19 protein-coding genes are annotated in these 20,693 nt (G+C 66.7%); 13 read left to right on the top strand and 6 right to left on the bottom strand.

The genetic code is table 11. From position 1 onward, the window contains the following. Positions 1-53 precede the first annotated feature (53 nt). From ACW17Z_RS00315 to ACW17Z_RS00335, 5 genes are read left to right on the top strand one after another with little or no spacing between them, the layout of a single operon-like run. The gene (locus ACW17Z_RS00315) at positions 54-1,298 is read left to right on the top strand and encodes a hydrolase (RefSeq protein ID WP_492058569.1); all 1,245 of its coding nucleotides are present in this window, start codon (positions 54-56) and stop codon (positions 1,296-1,298) included. Continuing rightward, entirely contained in the window at positions 1,299-2,303 is a 1,005-nt protein-coding gene (locus ACW17Z_RS00320) for an arginine N-succinyltransferase (RefSeq protein ID WP_419321275.1), read from the top strand. Then, positions 2,300-3,754, top strand: a complete 1,455-nt coding sequence (gene astD, locus ACW17Z_RS00325; RefSeq protein ID WP_492057176.1) for a succinylglutamate-semialdehyde dehydrogenase — start codon at positions 2,300-2,302, stop codon at positions 3,752-3,754. Before ACW17Z_RS00320 ends, astD begins: the two co-directional genes overlap by 4 nt. Further along, positions 3,751-5,091 (top strand): N-succinylarginine dihydrolase, encoded by a 1,341-nt coding sequence (astB, locus tag ACW17Z_RS00330; RefSeq protein WP_492057177.1) that lies wholly within the window; start codon positions 3,751-3,753, stop codon positions 5,089-5,091. The genes astD and astB overlap by 4 nt, the downstream gene beginning before the upstream one ends. After that, positions 5,088-5,579 carry a GNAT family N-acetyltransferase gene (locus tag ACW17Z_RS00335; protein WP_419321278.1) on the top strand — a complete coding sequence of 164 codons (492 nt, stop codon included), beginning with the start codon at positions 5,088-5,090 and terminating at the stop codon, positions 5,577-5,579. The genes astB and ACW17Z_RS00335 overlap by 4 nt, the downstream gene beginning before the upstream one ends. Here ACW17Z_RS00335 and ACW17Z_RS00340 read toward each other — a convergent pair. After that, a complete protein-coding gene (locus tag ACW17Z_RS00340) occupies positions 5,576-6,385 on the bottom strand; it encodes a LytTR family DNA-binding domain-containing protein (protein ID WP_492057178.1) in 810 nt (269 codons plus the stop codon). The two genes, ACW17Z_RS00335 and ACW17Z_RS00340, sit on opposite strands and share 4 nt — an antisense overlap. A gap of 123 nt (positions 6,386-6,508) precedes the next feature. On the opposite strand from ACW17Z_RS00340, the gene ACW17Z_RS00345 reads away from it, so the two are divergent. Next, positions 6,509-7,726: an acyltransferase family protein gene (locus tag ACW17Z_RS00345; RefSeq protein WP_492057179.1), complete on the top strand. Its 1,218-nt coding sequence runs from the start codon at positions 6,509-6,511 to the stop codon at positions 7,724-7,726. Here ACW17Z_RS00345 and phhA read toward each other — a convergent pair. Both phhA and hspQ read right to left on the bottom strand, forming a co-directional pair. After that, on the bottom strand, positions 7,684-8,565 hold the full coding sequence (phhA, locus tag ACW17Z_RS00350; protein WP_492057180.1) for a phenylalanine 4-monooxygenase: 882 nt from the start codon (positions 8,563-8,565) through the stop codon (positions 7,684-7,686). The genes ACW17Z_RS00345 and phhA overlap by 43 nt on opposite strands. A gap of 81 nt (positions 8,566-8,646) precedes the next feature. After that, on the bottom strand, positions 8,647-8,976 hold the full coding sequence (gene hspQ, locus ACW17Z_RS00355) for a heat shock protein HspQ (protein WP_419255669.1): 330 nt from the start codon (positions 8,974-8,976) through the stop codon (positions 8,647-8,649). Between the two features lie 155 nt (positions 8,977-9,131). On the opposite strand from hspQ, the gene ACW17Z_RS00360 reads away from it, so the two are divergent. The 7 genes from ACW17Z_RS00360 to guaA all read left to right on the top strand — a co-directional run bounded on the left by ACW17Z_RS00360 (position 9,132) and on the right by guaA (position 16,864). Further along, a complete protein-coding gene (locus ACW17Z_RS00360; RefSeq protein WP_419321283.1) occupies positions 9,132-10,259 on the top strand; it encodes a Ppx/GppA phosphatase family protein in 1,128 nt (375 codons plus the stop codon). Further along, on the top strand, positions 10,256-10,966 hold the full coding sequence (locus tag ACW17Z_RS00365; RefSeq protein ID WP_419321284.1) for an RlmE family RNA methyltransferase: 711 nt from the start codon (positions 10,256-10,258) through the stop codon (positions 10,964-10,966). Before ACW17Z_RS00360 ends, ACW17Z_RS00365 begins: the two co-directional genes overlap by 4 nt. Next, a complete protein-coding gene (locus ACW17Z_RS00370) occupies positions 10,963-12,027 on the top strand; it encodes a potassium channel family protein (RefSeq protein WP_492057181.1) in 1,065 nt (354 codons plus the stop codon). The genes ACW17Z_RS00365 and ACW17Z_RS00370 overlap by 4 nt, the downstream gene beginning before the upstream one ends. A gap of 80 nt (positions 12,028-12,107) precedes the next feature. Then, positions 12,108-13,571 (top strand): IMP dehydrogenase, encoded by a 1,464-nt coding sequence (gene guaB, locus ACW17Z_RS00375; protein WP_419321286.1) that lies wholly within the window; start codon positions 12,108-12,110, stop codon positions 13,569-13,571. 3 nt (positions 13,572-13,574) lie between these two features. After that, positions 13,575-13,970 (top strand): MAPEG family protein, encoded by a 396-nt coding sequence (locus ACW17Z_RS00380; protein WP_419321287.1) that lies wholly within the window; start codon positions 13,575-13,577, stop codon positions 13,968-13,970. A 4-nt stretch (positions 13,971-13,974) separates the two neighbouring features. Next, positions 13,975-15,249 (top strand): RsmB/NOP family class I SAM-dependent RNA methyltransferase, encoded by a 1,275-nt coding sequence (locus tag ACW17Z_RS00385; protein WP_492057182.1) that lies wholly within the window; start codon positions 13,975-13,977, stop codon positions 15,247-15,249. A gap of 55 nt (positions 15,250-15,304) precedes the next feature. Beyond that, entirely contained in the window at positions 15,305-16,864 is a 1,560-nt protein-coding gene (gene guaA, locus ACW17Z_RS00390; RefSeq protein WP_492057183.1) for a glutamine-hydrolyzing GMP synthase, read from the top strand. A 187-nt stretch (positions 16,865-17,051) separates the two neighbouring features. On the opposite strand, the gene aceB is transcribed toward guaA, so the two are convergent. The 3 genes from aceB to ACW17Z_RS00405 are packed head-to-tail and all read right to left on the bottom strand — an operon-like array spanning position 17,052 to position 20,569. Further along, on the bottom strand, positions 17,052-18,632 hold the full coding sequence (gene aceB, locus ACW17Z_RS00395; RefSeq protein ID WP_492057184.1) for a malate synthase A: 1,581 nt from the start codon (positions 18,630-18,632) through the stop codon (positions 17,052-17,054). Positions 18,633-18,680: 48 nt separating this feature from the next. Beyond that, positions 18,681-18,914 (bottom strand): hypothetical protein, encoded by a 234-nt coding sequence (locus tag ACW17Z_RS00400; protein ID WP_419255660.1) that lies wholly within the window; start codon positions 18,912-18,914, stop codon positions 18,681-18,683. A 35-nt stretch (positions 18,915-18,949) separates the two neighbouring features. Further along, positions 18,950-20,569: an isocitrate lyase gene (locus ACW17Z_RS00405; RefSeq protein ID WP_419321292.1), complete on the bottom strand. Its 1,620-nt coding sequence runs from the start codon at positions 20,567-20,569 to the stop codon at positions 18,950-18,952. Positions 20,570-20,693: the final 124 nt, after the last annotated feature.

A 20,693-nucleotide genomic window follows, 5' to 3' on the forward strand; every position in this document is an offset into this window, starting at 1 on the left:
CGTTTTACCCGCGGCCCTTGGTTTATTGTGACTGGGGGAGGAACGGCATGTCCATGCGACTCAAAGACGAGGATCGCGCTGTTTTGGAGGCGGTCGCCTCGGACGGCGGGCGGATCATTGACCGGGCGGTGGCCTGGTGCGCGATCAATTCCGGCAGCCTGCATTTGGCGGGGCTGGAACGGCAGAGACAGGTTCTGCTCGACGCCGTCTCGGCGCTGCCGGGCGCGCCGACCGAGATCCCCCTTGCGGCGTCCGAAGTGATCGGCCCCGACGGCCGGGTCGGTGAACAGCACCATACGCCCGCCATTGCCGTGGTTGTGCGCCCCGAGGCGCCGCTGCAGGTCGTGCTGACGGGTCACTACGACACCGTCTATCCCGAGACGAGCGGCTTCCAGACTGTGACCACGCGCCCAGACGGCGCGCTGCACGGGCCGGGCATCGCCGACATGAAGGGCGGGATCAGTGTCATGCTGGCGGCGCTGGAAGCGTTCGAACGCCACCCCGATGCGGCCAAGGTCGGCTATCGTGTGCTGCTGTCGCCCGATGAGGAGATCGGCTCAATCGCTTCGGGTCCGATCCTCAGCGATTTCGCCCGGCTGGGCCATGTGGGCCTGACCTATGAACCGGCCCTGGCGGATGGTTCGCTGGCCTCGTCGCGCAAGGGGTCGGGCAATTTCCATATCGTCGTGCATGGCAAGGCGGCCCATGCCGGTCGCGACTTCGGCGCCGGCCGCAACGCCGTGATCGGCGCGGCGCGGATCGCCGAAGCCCTCCATGCGCTCAACGGCCAGCGCGACGGCGTCACCGTCAATGTGGCCCGCATCGACGGCGGCGCGCCGCTGAACATGGTGCCCGATGTCGCCATCGCCCGGTTCAATGTGCGCTTCCCGGATGCCGAGGCGGCGGCCTGGTTCGAGGCCCAGGTCGCCCGCATCGTCGAAGAGCCGCGCGAGGGCCTGCACATCCATTTGCACGGCCTGATCACCCGCGGCGCTAAGCCCTTCAACGCCGCCCAGCAGCGCCTGTTCGGCGCGGTCAAGGAAGCGGGCGCCCTGCTGGGTCAGGAGATCGCCTGGAAGCCTTCCGGCGGCGTCTGCGAGGGCAACAACCTGTTCGCCTCGGGCCTGCCCAATGTCGACACCCTGGGTGTGCGCGGCGGTGACATCCACAGCGAGGCCGAGCACGCCTGGCCCGAAAGTTTTGTCGAGCGCGCCCAGCTCTCGGCCCTGATCCTGATGAAACTGGCCAGCGGAGAGATTGACGGAAGATCGATCCGCGCGGCCATGGAGACTGTCTGAATGCTAGTCGTCCGTCCCGCTGGACCTTCCGATTTCGACTCCCTGATGGAGCTGGCCGTGCTGTCGGGCCGGGGCTTCACCAGCCTGCCCGAGGACGAGCAGACCCTGCGTTCGCGACTCGCCCTGTCGCAGGCCAGCTTCCAGGCCGAGGTCGCCGCGCCCGAGGCCTGGTACACCCTGATGCTGGAAGACCTGGACGCCGGCGATGTCATCGGCGTGGCCGGGGTCAAGGCCGGCGTCGGCCTCAAGCGTCCGCACTTCTCGTTCCGCGTCGTGACCCTGGCCCAGTCGTCGCCGACCCTGGACAAGCGTTTCGATCACCGGGCCTTGGTCTTGGTCAATGAATGCGCCGGCTGGTCAGAGGTGGGCTCGCTGTTTCTCAAGCCCGAGCGCCGCAAGGGCGGGGCGGGGCGCCTGCTGGCCCAGTCGCGCTACATGCTGATCGGGCTCGAGCCCGAACGGTTCGCCGAGATGGTGCTGGCCGAGCTGCGCGGCTGGTTCGACGAGGACGGCGGCTGTCCGTTCTGGGACCACGTGGCCAACAAATTCTTTCGTCTGGGTTTCGACGAGGCCGACATGATGAGCGCCTCGACCGATGGCCAGTTCATCCTCGACCTGGCCCCGCGCCATCCGATCTATGCCGAGCTGCTGCCCAAGGAGGCGCGCGACGTGCTGGGCCGCGTGCACCGCGAGGGCGAGGCGGCGCGGGCCATGCTGGAGACCGAGGGCTTCCGCTATCAGGGCCTGATCGACATCTTCGACGCGGGTCCCACCGTGGCGGCCCGGCGCGATGACATCAAGACCGTCCGCGATGCGCGGCGGCTTCGCCTCAGGCTGGGCGAGGACGCCTATGGCGAGGAGGCTCTGGTCTCCACGGGCGAGATCGGCAGCTTCCGGGCCGTGCGGGCGCCGGTGCTGATCGATGGCGAAACGGCGATCGTAGGGCGCGATGCGGCCCAGGCGCTGCGACTTTCCGAAGGTGACATGGTGCGGGTGAAGGCATGAGCGGCGGGGTGTTTATTGACGGCGTCTGGCGTTCGGGCGCGGGCGGCGAAGCGGTCTCCATAGACCCGACCACGGGCGAGACCATCTGGCGCGAGGCCACGGCGTCTCAGGCCGATGTCGCCGCCGCCGTAGCGGCCGCGCGGCGCGCCTTTCCGTCGTGGGCTGATCGTCCGCGCGAGGACCGCATCGCCATACTGCGTCGCTACAAGGAGATCCTGGTCGAGCGCACGGGCGCCTTCGCCGAGGCCCTGAGCCGCGAGACCGGCAAGGCGCTGTGGGAGACCCGGGCCGAGCTGGGTTCGATGGTCGGCAAGGTCGATCTGTCCATCAAGGCCTATGACGAGCGCACGGGCGGGATCGACAACGCCATGCCGTTCGGCCGGGCCGTGCTGCGCCACCGCGCCCATGGCGTGATGGCGGTGCTGGGTCCGTTCAACTTCCCCGGCCACCTGCCCAATGGCCACATCGTGCCGGCTTTGCTCGCAGGCGATACGGTGGTCTTCAAGCCCTCGGAAGAGACGCCGCTGGCCGGTCAAATGCTGGTCGAAGCCCTTGAAGCCGCAGGCGTTCCTGCGGGCGTCATCAACCTCGTCCAGGGTGGTCGCGAGACCGGACAGGCTCTGATCGCCGAGGAGATCGACGGTCTGCTGTTCACCGGCTCGGCCCAGGCCGGGGCATTTTTCCGGCGCCATTTCGCCGACCGACCCGACGTGATCCTGGCGCTGGAACTGGGCGGCAATAATCCGCTGGTGGTCTGGGACGCGGGCGACGCACAGGCCGCTGCGGCCCTGGTCGTGCAGTCGGCCTTCATCACCACCGGCCAGCGCTGCTCCTGCGCGCGCCGCCTGATCGTCTCGGACGACGCGGCGGGCAAGGCCGTGATCGAGGCGGTCGCGGCCCTGTCGGATCGCCTGACCGCCGGTCCCTGGAACGGCGCCAGCGAGCCCTTCATGGGGCCGCTGATTTCGACCCGCGCCGCCGCGCTCGCCAAGGCCGGCGCCGAGGCGCTGGGCGGCCAGCGGATCCGGACACTGGGTGCGATTGAGGGCTTGAGTGACGCCTTCGTATCGCCCGGCTTCGTGGATGTCACGGGCGTCGAGGTGGCCGATGAGGAGCTGTTTGCGCCGCTGCTGCAGGTCCGCCGGGTCGCCAGCTTCGACGAGGCGATCGCCGCTGCCAACGCAACCCGCTACGGTTTGTCGGCAGGTCTTATTTCAAATCAATCAGAGCTTTGGGGGCGTTTCCTCAACCGCATTCGCGCGGGCGTGGTCAACTGGAATCGGCCGACGACCGGGGCGGCGGGCTCCATGCCGTTTGGCGGGCTGGGCGCGTCGGGCAATCATCGGCCCAGCGCCTATTATGCGGCCGACTACTGCGCCTATCCGGTGGCCAGTTTCGAGGCTGATGCCGTGCGTGACACCCTTGGCGATATCAAAGGCTTGCGGCCATGAGTTCAGCCATCGAAGCCAATTGCGACGGCCTGGTCGGGCCGACCCATTCCTATGTCGGCCTGTCGCCCGGCAACCTGGCCAGCCAGAAGAACGCAGGCGAGGTGTCCAATCCGCGTGGTGCGGCGCTGGAAGGCCTTGGCAAGATGCGCATGCTGGCCGATCTGGGCGTGCCGCAGTTCGCCCTGCCGCCGCATGAGCGCCCGGACGTAAGCCTTCTGAAGTCGCTGGGTTTTTCCGGCTCTGATGGTGCGGTTCTGGAGCGCGCCTGGAAGGAGGCGCCGGCCTTGGCCTCGGCCGTCTGCTCGGCGTCGCCGATGTGGGCCGCTAATGCCGCGACGGTGACCCCCAGCGCCGATACGGCCGATGGCCGGGTGCACTTCACGCCAGCCAACCTACTGACCAATCTGCATCGCAGCCTGGAAGGTCCGCAGACGACGCGCAGCCTGCGCCGCCTGTTTCCGGACGAAGCCCGGTTCGCGGTCCATGAGCCGCTGCCAGCCCAGCCGCACTTCGCCGACGAGGGCGCAGCCAATCATGTGCGGCTGTGCGCCGAACACGGGGCGCCGGGCGTCAACATGTTTGTCTGGGGTCGCGAGGCCTGGGAGCACTGGGACGGTCGTTATCCGGCCCGTCAGACCCGCGAGGCCTTCGAGGCCGTCGAGCGTCGCCACGGGGCGGCGCGGGCGATCTTTCCGCGTCAAGGCAAGGCGGCGATCAATGGCGGGGCGTTCCACAACGACGTCGTCTGCGTGGGCACCCGCGAGTGCCTGTTCTTTCACGAACGCGCCTTCGAGGATCGCGTCGGCATGGAAGCTTCGGTTCGCGCTGCCGCCGAGGGCCTGTTCGAGCCGGCCTTCGTGGAGATCTCCGAAGCCGATTTGCCGATGGCCGATCTGGTGGCCAGCTATCTGTTCAATTCGCAGCTGCTGGTCATCCCCGGCGAGGCTCGCCTGGTGCTGCTGGCCCCGGCCGAGACCCGCGACAATCCCCACGCCTTTGCCGTGGCCGAGAGCCTGGCGACGTCGAACGGCCCGATCGGAAGGGTCGACTATGTCGATGTCCGTCAGAGCATGCGCAACGGCGGCGGACCCGCCTGCCTGCGCCTGCGGGTGGTGCTGACCGAGCAAGAACTGGCGGCGACCAATCCCGCCCAGCGGTTCGACGCGGCCCTGCATGCGCGCCTCCAAGACTGGGTCGAGCGCCGCTATCGCGACCGCTTGGCGCCGGCCGACCTGGCCGACCCGGCCCTGCTGACCGAGGTGCGCGAGGCCCTGGACGAGCTGACGGGCATCCTTGATCTCGGCGGTGATTTCTATCCGTTCCAGAGGGTCGCGTGAGCTTCCAGGTCCGGGCGGCGCGCCCTGACGACGTCATGGCGCTGGTCGATCTGCACCGCGCCGTCGCGGCTGTTCCCGATGGTCTGGCGCGCCGTCCCGAAGAGATCACGCGGGACTATGTCGAGCGGTTCCTCGCCGGGGTCAGCTTCGTCGCCGTCGGCCCCGACGGCGCGATCTGGGGTGAAATCCATGCCGGCCGCGAGACCGTAGCGCTGTTCGCCCATGTGCTGTCCAACTTGACCGTCGCCGTCCATCCGGATTGCCAGGGCTTGGGTATCGGCTCCAGGCTGTTCGAGGCGCTCATCGCTCATGCTCGCGCGATGGACCCGCCGATCCTGCGGATCGAGCTTGCGGCCGGAGCCGGCAATCCCGGCGCGATCCGGCTCTATGAGCGGCTAGGTTTCAAGCACGAGGGCCGGCAGGTCTCGCGCGGGCGCTATCCGGATGGCCGTCTGGAAGACGACATCCTGATGGGCATGCTTCTCTAGCCGCGCAACGCGGCCAGGGCCTCGGGGAAGCGGCGCGAGAGCGGGGCTTCCAGCTCACCCAGCTCGACCGCGTAGTCGCCAGAGCCTTCCGGACGCAGACCCGTGACCTTGGCCTTGTTGACCAGCCACGACCGATGGCTGCGCACAAAGCCGTGCTCGGTCAGGTCACTCTGGACGGTGGCCAACGGCGTGCGCATCAGCGGTCGGCGGCTGTCGACCAGCACGAATTCCACATAGTTGCCGGCCGAGCGCACGGCGAGAATGTCGTCGATGGGCACCCGCACCAGCCGCGCGCCATCCTGGATGTCGAAGGTCGCCAAGGAGGGCGAGGCGAGGGCGGAGGCCGGCTGGCGGCCCTGACGCAGCGACAGGAAGAAGATGATCCAGGCGATGCCATAGGCGAGCACGTCCTTGCGGAACTCGTAGGGGAACTCGCTGGAGATATCGCCGAAATCGTAGGTCTGCCGCAGGACGACCAGGTAGGCCAGCTTCCGCAGCGCGACGAAGCCCGCCACATGCAGGGCCGAATAGGCCAGGACCGCGACGAGATGGACCGGCGCGGCCTGCCACCACAGCGGGCGGTTGCGATGGCTCCAGAGCGCGACAGCGGCCGGCATGGCGAAGATCACCAGGGTGACCAGCGCGCTGCTGCCTTCCCAGAGGGCGGGAAACAAGGGCGCCAGATCAGGATCGTCGTGCTGGATCGTCAGGATGTTGACGACGCAGATGGTGGCAATGAGGCCGATCCACAGCAGCCAGGCCCGCAGGATCGAGCGTCGCTCTTCGCCGCTCATCCCGAAAAGCACGCCGCTGGTCCCAGCCGGTTTTCCGCTCGTCCCCGGCAAGGCCCGCCGATCCCGAGGCTCTTGGCTGGGCCGGGCTTCGCGGGGCACGACCTGTGCATCCCTTTTCAAGCCGGGCGCCTCTTTATGACCACGACCGCTTCATCCTTTGACCGTCGCTACGACCTGGACTGGATCCGGGTCGGGGCGTTCTTCCTGCTGATTCTGTACCACGTCGGCATGTTCTACGTACCGTGGGAGTGGCACGTGAAGACGCCGCATCCGGTCGAGGCCATTGAGCCGCTGATGCAACTGACCAATCCCTGGCGGCTGACCCTGCTGTTCCTGGTTTCCGGCGCCGCCACCCGGTTCATGGCCGACAAGGTCAGCGTCGGAAAGCTGACCGGCGCGCGGATCGCCCGGCTGCTGCCACCGCTGGTCTTCGCCATGTTCGTGATCGTGCCGCCGCAGTCCTATTACGAGATCGTGGAAGCGGCTGCGGCCAGTCCGGCCGCCGCGCTTGTCGTCGATCCCTATGGCGCGTTCTGGGTGAAATATGCCACGGCGTCCGGTCGCTGGTGCGACGCTGATGGCTGCCTCACCACGCCGACCTGGAACCACATGTGGTTCGTGGCCTATCTGCTGGTCTATTCCCTGATCCTGGCTCTGATGCTGGCGCTGATTCCCAGGCTGGGCGCCAAGCTTCAGGCCGGACTTGAGCGCGCTATGAAGGGACCCGGCCTACTGATCTGGCCAATCGCCTTCCTGGCCGTGACGCGGATGTTCCTGATGCCGCTGTTCGAGGTCACCCACGCCCTGACCGACGACTGGTACAATCACGCGGTGTCTTTCCCGGCCTTCCTGCTGGGTTTTGGCCTGGCCAAGTCCGAGACCCTGCGCGAACGGCTGATCAGCGCGCGCTGGCTCGCGCTGGTTCTGGCGGTTGTCTGCTGGGCGGCGTGGGCGACCTATGCCTGGATCTATCGCGCCGACGACGCCAATCCGGTTGGGGGGCTGCGGCTCGTCATGCGGTGCGTCTATTCGATCGACCAGTGGTGCGCGATCGCCGCCATCCTGGGGTTTGGCGCCAAGCACCTGAACCGTGACGCGCCGGTCCTGCGTTATCTGGCCCTGGCGGTGTTTCCGCTCTACATCGTCCACCAGACCCTGATCGTGGTCATCGCCCATCATCTGGCCAAGCTGAACCTACCCCAGGGGCTGGAAGCGGCGATCCTGATCCTGGCCACCTTCGCGGGCTGCTTTGCGACCTACGAAATCGTCCGCCGGATCCCGGGGGTGCGCTGGCTGTTTGGTCTGAAGTCTCAGCCGCGCGCCGAGGCCAGCCGACCGCCGGCGCTGGCATAGGCCTGGGTCCCCCGCGTGAACACGGTGTCGCCAGGCAGGATCTGCGCGATACCGATGTCGCCGGCATTGGCCAGACGATCATAGATCGGCGCAAAGTCCTGCAAAGTGACCGCCTGCAGGGTCTGGATCGAGTCGATGACGAAGTAGGCCTGCTGGAAGTCGTCGATCCGGTAGGGGGTGCGCATCACCCGCTCAAGGTCAAAGCCTATGCGGTTCGGAGAGGGATCGTCGAGGGCGAAGATCGACTCGGTTCGCGAGGAAACAATGCCCGCCCCATAGATCCGCAGGCCCTGCGGCGTCTGCATCAGGCCAAACTCGACCGTGTACCAGTACAGCCGGGCCAGATTGGCCAGTCGGCCCAGTTCCAGCGCCCGCTGCCCGCCTTGGCCATAGGCCTGCATGTAGTCGGCGAACACCGGATCGGTCAGCATCGGCACGTGGCCGAACACGTCGTGGAAGATGTCGGGTTCCTGCAGGTAGTCCAGTTCATCGGGCTTGCGGATGAACTGTCCAGCGGGGAATCGGCGGTTGGCGAGGTGGTCGAAGAACACGTCGTCAGGCACCAGGCCCGGCACGGCGACCACGCTCCAGCCCGTCAGGCGCTGGAGTTCTTCATTGATCCGAGTGAAATCGGGAATCCCCGACCGGTGCAGGTCCAGGGCGTCGAGACCGCGCAGGAAGGCGTCGCAGGCTCGGCCGGGCAACATGGCCGTCTGGCGCTCATAGAGCGTGATCCAGACCTCGTGCTCGGTCTGGGAATAGCTTTCCCAAGCCTGGTTGATAGTCCAGTCCGCCCGGGCTCCGGGCGGCGGTGAGGGGGTAAAACCGTCAGCGCCCATGAAGAGACGCTACGCCTCGTTGGCGGCAAGTGTCGTTCGGATTTTGCCGAAAAGGGCAGTGTTTCCGGCCAGATCTTGCGTCTAGTGCGAAATCCGGGGGCGAAGCTTGTAGGCGCCCTCGTCGAAGGACTCGAAGATCACCGCCGTCTGGGGATGCTGCACCGGCTCGCCGGTCTCGTCAGCCAGCAGGTTCTGCTCCGACACATAGGCGACATAGGTGTTCTCGTCGTTCTCGGCCAGCAGGTGGTAAAACGGCTGGTCCTTGAGCGGCCGGATGTCTTCGGGAATCGACTCCCACCACTCGTCGGTATTGGCGAACACGGGGTCGACGTCGAACACGACCCCCCGGAACGGGAAGATCCGGTGCTTGACCACCTGACCGATCGCGAATTTGGCGAATCTCGAGTTCATGGGGTCGAGGATAGCAGTCCCACCTGACTGAATCCTGAACGTAGAATTCCGCAGACGGATAACAAGGCTTCCGCCCGCCGTCGCCGCGTTGCTATGCTCGGCCTCGAAGTGAGGCGCCGTGATTTGCGGCGTCTGCGAGACAAGGTGGAAAGACCATGTCGGAGGCGCCGCGCGCGCCCGACGCGTCCATCTCTTCCAGTGCGGAGAGCGGGCGGCGTCGGCGGCCGCCAGGCGAGCAGTCGTGCTATGCGGCGCTCGATCTGGGCACCAATAATTGCCGCCTTCTGGTGGCGACACCTTCGCCGCGCGGATTTCGCGTCGTCGAGGCCTATTCTCGCATCGTGCGCCTGGGCGAGGGCCTGTCGCAGACCGGCCTGCTGTCCGAGGCGGCCATGGACCGCTCGATGGCGGCCCTGAAGGTCTGTGCGGAAAAGATCCGCCGTCGCAAGGCGATCAAGATCAAGGCCGTGGCCACCCAAGCCTGTCGCGGGGCCGACAACGGCGCGGCCTTCGTCGAGCGCGTGGCCGAGGAGACCGGTCTTCGCCTGCAGATCATCACCCCGCGCGAGGAGGCCCAGCTGTCGGTCGCCGGCTGCATGAGCCTGTTCGACCGCGAGGCCGACGCCGCCCTGGTGGTGGATGTGGGCGGCGGTTCGACCGAGCTGTCCTGGGTTGATCTGAAAGGCGAGGGGCTGGACGCCAAGCCCCGTCAGTTCGCGGCCTGGAAGCTGCCGATCAAGGCCTGGCTGTCGATCCCCGTGGGCGTCGTAACCCTGGCTGAGCGGTTCCCCGAGGGCGAACAGGCCCAGGAGGGCTGGTTTCGCGCCATGGTCGATGACGTGAAGGGCCGCATCGAGGCCTTTCCGCATGCCGAGCCGATGCGGGACCTGTTCGCGCAGGACCGGGCGCATCTGGTCGGGACGTCGGGCGCGATCACCAGCCTGGCCGGCCTGCACCTGGGCTTGCAACGCTATGACCGCAATGTCGTCGACGGGCTGTGGATGGAACGCAAGGATTGCGAGGCCGCTGCCGACCATCTGCTGGGGCTGACGGCGGCGGAACGCGCGCTGGAGCCGTGTATTGGCGCCGATCGCGCCGATCTGGTTCTGGCCGGCGCGGCGATTCTTCAGGCCGTTCAGGAGCTTTGGCCGTGTTCGCGCGTGCGTGTGGCCGATCGAGGGCTTAGAGAGGGGCTCCTGATGTCCCTGATGTCCGAACAGCAGCGTCGCCCGCGTCGGCGCCGCCGTGGCGGGGCGTCCAAGTTGAAGCCGGTGTCCGAATGACCGAAGAAGAACCGCCCCGCAAGCGCATGGTCAAGCCGCCGGCCGGCGGCACCGACGCCGGCCGCACCAAGCCTGCGCGCCTGAAGAAGACCTATGGCCGCACCACCTCGCAGCAGGCGTGGCTGGAACGGCAGATCAACGACCCGTTCTCGGCCAAGGCTCGCGCCATGGGCTATCGCAGCCGCGCGGCCTTCAAGATCAGCGAGATCGACGAGAAGTTTGGCTTCTTCAAGAAGGGCGCTCGCGTCATCGACCTGGGCTGCGCGCCCGGCGGCTGGCTGCAGATCGCGGTCGAGCGCGGCGTCACCCAACTGGTCGGCGTCGACCTGCTGCCCGTCGATCCCGTCGAGCCTGCCCACATCCTGGAGATGGACTTCACCGACGACGCCTGCCCTCCCAAGCTGATCGAGCTGCTGGGCGGGGCGCCGGACTTGGTGCTGTCCGACATGGCGCCCAACACCGTTGGCCATCGCGAGACGGATCACCTACGGATCGTCGGTCTGATCGAGATGGGCGCCGAGTTCGCCATCGAGGTTCTGAAGCCCGGCGGCGCCTTCGTGGCCAAGGCCTTCCAGGGCGGCGAGACCGCTGACGTCATCGCCCGGCTGAAGAAGAACTTCGACAAGGTCGTGCACTACAAGCCCAAGGCCAGCCGCGCGGACAGCTCGGAGGTGTTTCTGGTGGCGACGGGGTTCCGGGGGCGGTGACCAGGCCGGGCGGGGGCATCGAGGGTCTGGTCGCGCGGCCGTTTCGAAATCTGGCGCTTTCGATCGCCTTCGTCCTGCTGGTCGGCGTGTGCGCGATCGTTGCCTATGGCGCTGCAGGCTGGCGGTTCGGCGACGCCCTCTACATGGTCACCCTGACCATCTTCACGGTCGGCTATGGCGAGGTTCGCGCGATTGACACCGACTACTTGCGCCTCGTCACCATGGCCACGATGGTGTTCGGATGCACCGGGGTCATCATCGTCACCGGCTCGCTGGTGCAGGCCCTGACCCAGACTCAACTCGAACAGTTCTTCGGTAAACGCGTGGAAAAGACCATCGAGCGGCTGGAAGGCCACACCATCATCTGTGGCTTTGGCCGGATCGGCATGATGCTAGCCAGTGAGCTGGCGGCGGCCGGCTCGAAGCTGGTGATCATCGAGCGCGACGAGGCGCGCGCCCAGCACGCGCTCGAGCTGGGGCATCTTTGCCGGCAGGGTGACGCGACAGACGAAGCGATGCTGAAAGCGGTGCATATCGAGCGCGCCAAGGTGATGGCGACGGTGCTTGCCGACGACGCGGCCAATGTGTTCATCACGCTTTCGGCGCGCAGTCTGAACCCCAAGCTGCACATCATCGCCAGGGGCGAACGTCCGTCGACCGAGGGCAAGCTGCTGCAGGCCGGCGCGAACCGCGTGGTATTGCCCACCCACATCGGCGCAGAGCGGATCGCCGAACTGATCCTGTTTCCCGAGATGGCGCAGATTTTTCGGGGGGGACAGGCCGGCGCGACCCTCGACAAGGCCCTCGACCGTCTGGGTCTGGATCTGGAAATCCTCGTTGTTCCGCGCAGTGTCGCCCACGGGGCTCTGACCGCTGGCGACATAGAACGCCGCGCCGGCGCAGCCTTCCTGCTGCAGATCAATCGTCCCGACGGGACGGTGATCACCAAGCCCGACGTCGACCATCCCATAGAGGCTGGAGATGGCGTGGTGCTGCTGTCCAAGCTGGGGCGTGGCGCACTCGACAGCCTGTTCGAGGAAGCCGCTGCGGTCTCGGCCTAGAACCAGACCGCCAAGTGTCTTGAGCGGCTCGACAAACCTGAGCCCCGCCGCTATACTCGCGCCGCAAAATGGAGACTCCAATGGAGATTCGCGAAGGGCTCACCTTCGACGACGTTTTGCTCGAACCCGGTCCGTCCGACGTCATGCCGACCCAGGTGACGACCGAGACCAAGTTCACGCGTGAAATCAGTCTGAACATCCCGCTCGTGTCCGCCGCCATGGACACGGTCACCGAAAGCCGCCTCGCCATCGCCATGGCTCAGGCTGGTGGCATGGGCATCCTGCACCGCAATATGACGGTCGACGAACAGGCCGATCACGTGCGCGAGGTGAAGCGTTACGAAAGCGGCATGGTCATCAATCCGCTGACCATCAACCCGGAAACCACGCTCGCCGAGATCCGCGAGATCAAGGCGCGCCGCAAGATCTCGGGCTTCCCGGTTGTCGAGCGCGACACGGGCAAGCTGGTCGGCATCCTGACCAATCGCGACATGCGCTTCGAGGGCGACGACAAGGTCCCGGCCTCGGCGCTGATGACCCGCGAGAACCTGATTACGGTGTCCGAGGGCATCGATCATCGCGAAGCGCGCGAGATGCTGCGCAAGCACAAGATCGAGCGCCTGATCGTCGTCGACGAGGCCTATCGCGCCGTCGGCCTGATCACGGTCAAGGACATCGAAAAGGCCCAGGCACACCCCCTGGCGGCCAAGGACGACAAGGGCCGCCTGCTGGTCGGTGCGGCCTCGACCGTCGGCGACGCTGGTTTCGAGCGCTCGATGGGTCTGGTGGACGCCGGCGTCGACGTCGTTGTGATCGACACGGCCCACGGCCATTCCAGCCAGGTCTCTCAGGCCGTCAGCCGCCTGAAGCGCGAAGCCAACCGCGTGCAGATCGTGGCGGGCAACATCGCCACCTATGACGCCGCCCGCGCCCTGATCGACGCCGGCGCCGACGCGGTGAAGGTCGGCATCGGTCCCGGTTCGATCTGCACCACCCGCATCGTCGCGGGCGTCGGCGTGCCGCAGCTCACCGCGATCATGGAGGCCGTCCGCGCCGCCAGGGAAAGCGGAACGCCGGTCATCGCCGATGGCGGCATCAAATATTCGGGCGACCTGGCCAAGGCCATCGCCGCCGGCGCCAGCACGGCCATGATGGGCTCGATGTTCGCCGGCACCGAAGAGGCGCCCGGCGAGGTGTTCCTGTACCAGGGCCGCTCATACAAGAGCTATCGCGGCATGGGCTCGGTGGGCGCCATGGCCCGCGGCTCGGCCGACCGTTACTTCCAGAAAGAAGTGACCGACAGCTTCAAGCTGGTGCCGGAAGGCATCGAGGGCCAGACGCCGTTCAAGGGCGCCATCGCTCCGGTGCTGCACCAACTGGTGGGCGGTCTTCGCGCCGCCATGGGCTATGTCGGCGCCCCAACGATCGCCGAGTTCCAGAGCCGCGCCCGCTTTGTGCGCATCACCGGCGCCGGTCTGCGGGAAAGCCACGTCCACGACGTGATGATCACGCGCGAGGCGCCCAACTATCCGAGCGCGGTCTAGATCATGCGGGTCGCCATCGAACTTCAGCTCCTCGCCGTCGCGGTCCTGATCGGACTGGTCCACCTGCTGTGGGCCAGCGTCGCCGCGCAACCGCAGCGGGGTCTGAAGTGGAATGTCGGCCCGCGCGACGAACCGGTGGTCCTGACGGGCATGGCGGGGCGCCTTGAGCGCGCCTCCGCCAATTTTCGCGAAACCTTTCCGCTGTTCGCCGCCGCCGTGATCGTCGTCTATCTGTCGGGCCGGATCGGCTTCATCAGCGCCCACGGCGCGCTGCTCTATGTGGTGGCGCGCGCGATCTACATGCCGCTCTATGCTTTTGGCGTTCCTGTCGCGCGCAGCATCGTCTGGCTGATTTCCTTCATCGGCATCGGGATGGTCCTCGCGGCCATGGTGGTCTGACCCCATGCGCGACGGTGGACGGGTTTCAGCAGCGATCGAGGTTCTGGCCGAGATCGAGGCGCGGCATTTTCCGGTAAAGATGGCGCTCAAGCGCTGGGGCGAGAGCGCGCGCTACGCGGGCTCCAAGGATCGGGCCTTCGTGTCTGGCCTGGTGCTGGACGCCCTGCGTCGCAAGCGCTCGCTGGGCTTCATGATGGGCGACAGCTCCGCGCGCGGCGTGGTGCTGGGCGTCTTGGCCCACGTCTGGGGCTGGTCGCCCGAGCGCGTCGCCGAGGCGGCTGGCGAAGAACATGGCGCGGGCGCTCTGGCCGAGGCCGAGATCAAGGCCCTGGCCGCGCCGGCTTCGCTGGCTGACGCGCCGGCCCCGGTCGCGGGCGACTATCCCGACTGGCTTGAGCCCTTCCTGGCCCGGGCTCTGGGCGACAGTGTGCGCGACGAGATGGCGGCCCTGTCGCAACGGGCCCCCGTCGATCTGCGGATCAACACCATCAAGACCGACGCCGGGCGCGGCGCTAAAGCCGTCGCCCTGATCGGCGGCGAGCCGGCCGGCGTGCTGGAAAACGCCTTCCGCATCCCCGCGCCGCAAGCCGCCGATCGCACGCCTTCGGTGGAAGCCGTTCCGGCCTTCTCCAAGGGCTGGTTCGAGGTGCAGGATCTGGGCTCCCAGATCGCGGCGACGATGGCCGGCGAGATCAAGGGCAAGCAGGTGCTGGACTTCTGCGCTGGCGGCGGCGGCAAGACGCTGGCCCTGGCGGCCGCGATGAACAACACGGGCCAGATCTTCGCCCACGATAGCGACGCCCGCCGCCTGGCCGACACGATCCGTCGCAGCCAGAGGGCAGGGGTCCGCAACCTGCAGATCCGCTCGCCGATCGAGGCCGAGCCGCTGAAGGGCCTGGAGGGCAAGCTGGACGTCGTCTTTGTCGACGCGCCCTGCACCGGTTCTGGCACCTGGCGCCGCCATCCGGACGCCAAGTGGCGGCTTTCGCCCGACCAACTGGCCAAGCGCCAGCTCGAGCAGGACAGCGTGCTGATCGACGCCGCTGACTTCGTAAAGGTCGGCGGACGGCTGGTCTATGTGACCTGCTCGCTGCTGGTCGAGGAGAACGAGGACCGCGTCGCGGCCTTCCTGGCCCGCCGTCCCGACTTTGCCGTCAGGCCGATCGCCTTTGAGGCCATTGCCCACCACGTCAGCGCCCAGGGCTTCCTGCGCCTGACCCCTTACACCGCTGGCACGGACGGCTTCTTCGCCGCCGTGCTGGAACGAACGCCGCAATAGCCTTCTCCCCCATGGGGAGAAGGTCCGACCAGAAAACGCCGGAGACCCATCGCCCATGACCGCCCCCGCCAATCACCAGCGCGTTCTGATCGTCGATTTCGGCAGCCAGGTGACCCAGCTGATCGCCCGCCGGGTGCGCGAGGCGGGCGTCTATTGCGAGATCCATCCTTTCGACAAGGCCGAGGCCCTGGTCGATGACTACGCGCCTTCGGCCATCATCCTGTCGGGTGGCCCGGCCAGTGTGCTGGAAGCCGACAGCCCTCGCATTGGCAAGAAGCTGTTCGATTTGGGCGTGCCCCTGCTGGCCATCTGCTACGGCCAGCAACTGCTGTGCGACGTGCTGGGCGGCAAGGTCGAGGGCGGTCACGCTGGTGAGTTCGGCCGCGCCGAGCTGACAATTGGAAAGCAAAGCCCGCTGTTCGAAGGCCTGGCCGGTGCCGGCGAGCTGGAAACCGTGTGGATGAGCCACGGCGACCGCGTCACCGCCATTCCCGATGGCTTCGAGGTCATCGCCACGTCAGTCGGCGCGCCCTATGCCGCCATCGCCAATGACGCCCGCAAGATCTACGCGGTGCAGTTCCACCCCGAGGTGGTCCACACCGTCAACGGCACGCAGGTCTATCGCAACTTCCTGAAGCTGGCCGGCCTGAAGGGCGACTGGACGATGGCGTCGTTCCGCCAGGAAATGGTCGGCAAGATCCGCGCCCAGGTCGGGACCGGCAAGGTGATCTGTGGCCTGTCGGGCGGCGTCGACAGCTCCGTCGCCGCCGTGCTGATCCATGAAGCGATCGGCGACCAGCTGACCTGCGTGTTCGTCGACACCGGTCTGCTGCGCCACAACGAAGCCGAGCAGGTCGTCACCCTGTTCCGCGACCACTACAACATCCCGCTGGTGCATGTGGACGCCGGGGCCGAGTTCCTGGGCGCCCTGGCCGGCGTCAGCGACCCGGAGACCAAGCGCAAGATCATCGGCGGCAAGTTCATCGACATCTTCGACCGCGAAGCCGCCAAGATCGACGGCGCCGACTTCCTGGCTCAGGGCACGCTCTATCCCGATGTGGTCGAGAGCGTCTCGGCGCGCGGCGGCCCCTCGGCGGTGATCAAGAGCCACCACAATGTGGGCGGCCTGCCTGACTTCATGAAGCTGAAGCTGGTCGAGCCGCTGCGCGAGCTGTTCAAGGACGAGGTCCGCGCCCTGGGCGTCGAGCTGGGCCTGGCTCCCGCCTTCGTCGGCCGCCACCCGTTCCCCGGCCCGGGCCTAGCCATCCGCATCCCCGGCGAGATCACGCCCGAGAAGGTCGCCGTCCTGCAACAGGCCGACGCCATCTATCTGGAAGCCATCCGCGAGGCGGGCCTCTACGACAAGATCTGGCAGGCTTTCGCCGTGCTACTGCCCGTGAAGACGGTCGGCGTGATGGGCGACGCCCGCACCTATGAGAACGTCCTGGCCCTGCGGGCCGTGACCTCGACCGACGGCATGACCGCCGACTTCTTCGAGTTTCCCTGGGACGTGCTGGGCAAGACCGCGACCCGCATCATCAACGAGGTCCGGGGCGTCAACCGCGTCGTCTATGATGTGACGAGCAAGCCGCCCGGCACGATTGAGTGGGAATAACGAGGCGTCGCTTTAAGGACGTCTCGGCGCGCCTGGGCCAGGACCCCGCCAACGTCGCGCCCTGAGAACGGGGGCGCCGCTGCGGGGTCGTTTGCAACCAAGAGCCCCGACCGGTTCTGGCGGACAAGGAGGTCGTTCTTGTCCGCCAGAACCTAAACCGGATCGGGTCGTGCAGGCGCGGCTTCCCTCAGGCGAGCAACTCATACGCCGGCAGGGTCAGGAACTCCTCCAGCGTCTCGGACAGCGCCATCCGTGAGAACAGCAGGGCGGCCTCTTCCAGGCGCGGCGAGGCGAAGTCGCGGCGCAGGCCGTCCATCTCGTCGGTCAGCAGGCTGACGAACAGTTGCGAGGTGATCTCGCGGCCGTCATCAAGATCGGCGCCCAGCTTGATCCACTGCCACAGTTGGGTGCGGCAGATCTCGGCCGTGGCCGCGTCTTCCATCAGGTTGTAGAGCGGCACCGCGCCCCGGCCTTCGATCCAGGCCTGGGTGTAACGTACGCCGACCCGGATATTCTCGCGCACGCCCGCCTCGGTGCGGACGCCCTCGTGCAGTTCCAGCATCTGGGGCTGGGTGATGGTCAGGTCGGACAGCCGCTTGTCCAGCTGGTTGGGCGTCGGCATCAGGCGGTCGAAGACCTCCATGGCCACTGGGACCAGATCGGGGTGAGCGACCCAGGTGCCGTCATGACCGGCGCCGGCCTCGCGTTCCTTGTCCGCGCGAACCTTGGCGAAGGCGGCCTGGTTGGCGGTCTCGTCGCCCTTGATCGGGATCTGGGCCGCCATGCCGCCCATGGCGAAGGCGCCGCGACGGTGGCAGGTCTGGATCAGCTTCAGCGAATAGGCGCCCAGGAAGGCCTTGCCCATCACCATGGCCGAGCGGTCCGGCGTCAGGAAGTCGGGGCGACGGCCCAGGCGCTTGATGAACGAGAAGATGTAGTCCCAGCGGCCGCAGTTGAGGCCGGCCATGTGGTCGCGCAGCTCAAAGATGATTTCGTCCATCTCGAAGGCGGCGGGGATGGTCTCGATCAGCACCGTGGCCTTGATCGTGCCATTGGCGATGCCCAGCGCGGCCTGGGCGTGGACAAAGACCTCGTTCCACAGGCGCGCCTCAAGGTGGCTCTCCAGCTTGGGCAGGTAGAAGTAGGGGCCGGAGCCTTGCGCCAGCGACGCCTTGGCGTTGTGGAAGAAATACAGACCGAAATCGAACAAGGCTCCGCTGACGGGTAGGCCATCGACCTCCATGTGGCGTTCAGGCAGATGCCAGCCACGTGGGCGAATGACGAGGACGGCGGGGTTGGCTCCCAGCGCGTAGCTCTTGCCGGACTTGGGATCCACATGGGTCAGCGCGCCGGCCCAGCGGTCCTTCAGATTGACCTGGCCCTCGATCAGATTGGCCCAGGTCGGAGAGGTGGCGTCCTCGAAGTCGGCCATGAACACCTTGGCCCCGCAGTTGAGGGCGTTGATGATCATCTTGCGATCGACGGGACCTGTGATCTCGACGCGGCGGTCTTGCAGGTCCGCCGGGATCGGGGCCACGGTCCAGTCGCCTGACCGGACGTCGGCCGTTTCGGCCAGGAAGTCCGGAGCTTCGCCGGCGTCGAACAGGACCTGGCGAGCGACCCGCTTCGCCAGCAGTTCACGACGACGTGCGTCGAACCGACGGTGCAGGTCAGCCACGAAGGCCAGGGCCTCGGGTGTCAGGATCTCTACCGCGCGACCCTCGACAGGGCCTGTGATCTCAATGTGGGCGGCGATGTCGAGGGGCATGGAGAGATCCTGTAGTCAGAAGTCGTCGTTGTGGCCGTTAGGATAGGATCAGGCGCTCTCTTGCGCGCCCTTGGGTCGGACCGTGGGAACAATCTGGTCGCCCCAGTTGCCCGCGCCGTCATGGAAGCGGGAAGAGCGAACCAGTTCCACCGAATAGCCGGCGTCGATGGCGCGGCGCACCGCTTCGTTCAGACGGTGCGAGGCTTCCGCCACCCGGTCAACCGCGCGTTCCTGCGCGGTCGGGTTGGGCATGGCGGCGGGGGTGAAGGCGGGAGCAGACATAGGGCAGTCCTCCTATCGGTGGGGTTGGTCGCGACCTATTCGGCCGCGAACTGGTTCATGGTGTTGCCGTGGCCGCCGGCCTTCAGGGCGCGCTCTCCGGCGACCATTTCCTTGAAGGTGTCGCCCAGGTCCGAGCCGACCTCGTGCTGGTGCTTGACGGCCGAGACGCCGCGGCGGATTTCCTCGCGCTGCACCGAATTGACATAGGCCTTCATCTTGTCGTCGCCGAAGTAGCCGCGCGACAGCTCGTCCATGCTCTTGGCGGTCAGATGGAAGGTCGGCAGCGTGATCAGGTTGTGGAACACACCGGCGCGGGCGGAGATGTCGGTCTGGAAGGCGGCCAGGCGGGCGTCGGTCTCGCGGCCCAAGTCGGCGTCGTCATACTCGGCCGACATCAGGGCGATACCGTCAGGATAGGAGTCAGCGTGGATCTTGCCCTCGGCGATCCACTGCTCGCGCACCTGGCGGCGCAGGTTCAGGGTCCAGTTGAACGATGGCGAGTTGTTGTAGGTCAGCTTGGCATTGGGCACGACCTTGCGGATTTCCGAGACCATTGAGGCGATCTCGTCGACATTGGGGGTGTCGGTTTCGATCCACAGCAGATCCGCGCCGCCCTGGGTGAGCGAAGCGATGCAGTCCTCGATCACGCGAGCACGGCCCGTGCCGTCCTGGAAGGCGAAGAGGCCGTTGGGCATGCGCACCGGCTTTTCAAACTGGCCGCCGCGATAGAGCGCCAGCTCGCCCGGCAGGATCGGATTGTCCGGCGTGATGGCTTCGGTCTTCAGCCACTTGATGTAGTCGCTGGCCAGATCGCCCGGCTCTTGGCTGACGGGCACTTTCTGGGTGAGGCCCGCGCCCAGGCTATCGGTACGGGCGACGATGACGCCCTCGTCGACGCCCAGTTCCTCGAAGGCCAGGCGGCATGCGCGCAGCTTTTCGATGAAGTCTTCGCGCGGCACGGTGACCTTGCCGTCCTGGTGGCCGCACTGCTTGGCGTCCGAAACCTGATTTTCGATCTGCAGGCAGCAGGCGCCAGCCTTGATCATCTCCTTGGCCAGCAGATAGGTGGCGTTCTCGTTGCCAAAGCCCGCGTCGATGTCGGCGATGATCGGAACGACGTGGGTCTCAAAGCCGTCGATGGCTGCGATTGCGGCCTTTTCGGCCGCCTTGTCGCCGGCGTCGCGAGCGGTCTTCAGCGTCTTGAACAGGTCGTTGATCGCGACCTCGTCGGCCTGGCGCAGCGAGACATAGATCTCTTCGATCAGATCGACGACGGCGGTCTTCTCGTGCATCGACTGGTCGGGCAGGTGGCCGAAGCGGTTACGCAGGCCCGCGACCATCCAGCCGGAGAGATAGACATAGGCGCCCTTGGTGGTGCCACGCAGGCGCTTGACCGACTTGATCATCTGCTGGGCGTGGAACCCCGACCAGCACCCCAGCGACTGGGTGAACTTGCTGCTATCGGCGTCGTATGCCGCCATATCGGCTCGCATGACGGTTGCCATTTCGCGGGCGATGTCCAGGTGGGTCGAGAAGGTGTTCTGCAGCTTCAGCTGAATGATGTCGTCGATGCCGACGCCGCCGGGCGTCACGCCCTGCGGATAGCGGGCCAGGACGGTTTCGCGGTGTTGAGCGTAGGTTTTGCGCAGCGTCATTGGTCTGATCCCCATCGTCGGTCGACCGCTGGGCGGTCGAAGAAAAGTTTGTAGGGAGAGCTAGCGTCGCGACCGCTCGGGCGTCGAACCTATTGAAGGTGATTTGTCACAGTCCGACTTTGTG

Source organism: Caulobacter sp. GSs2 (genome assembly GCF_058680895.1).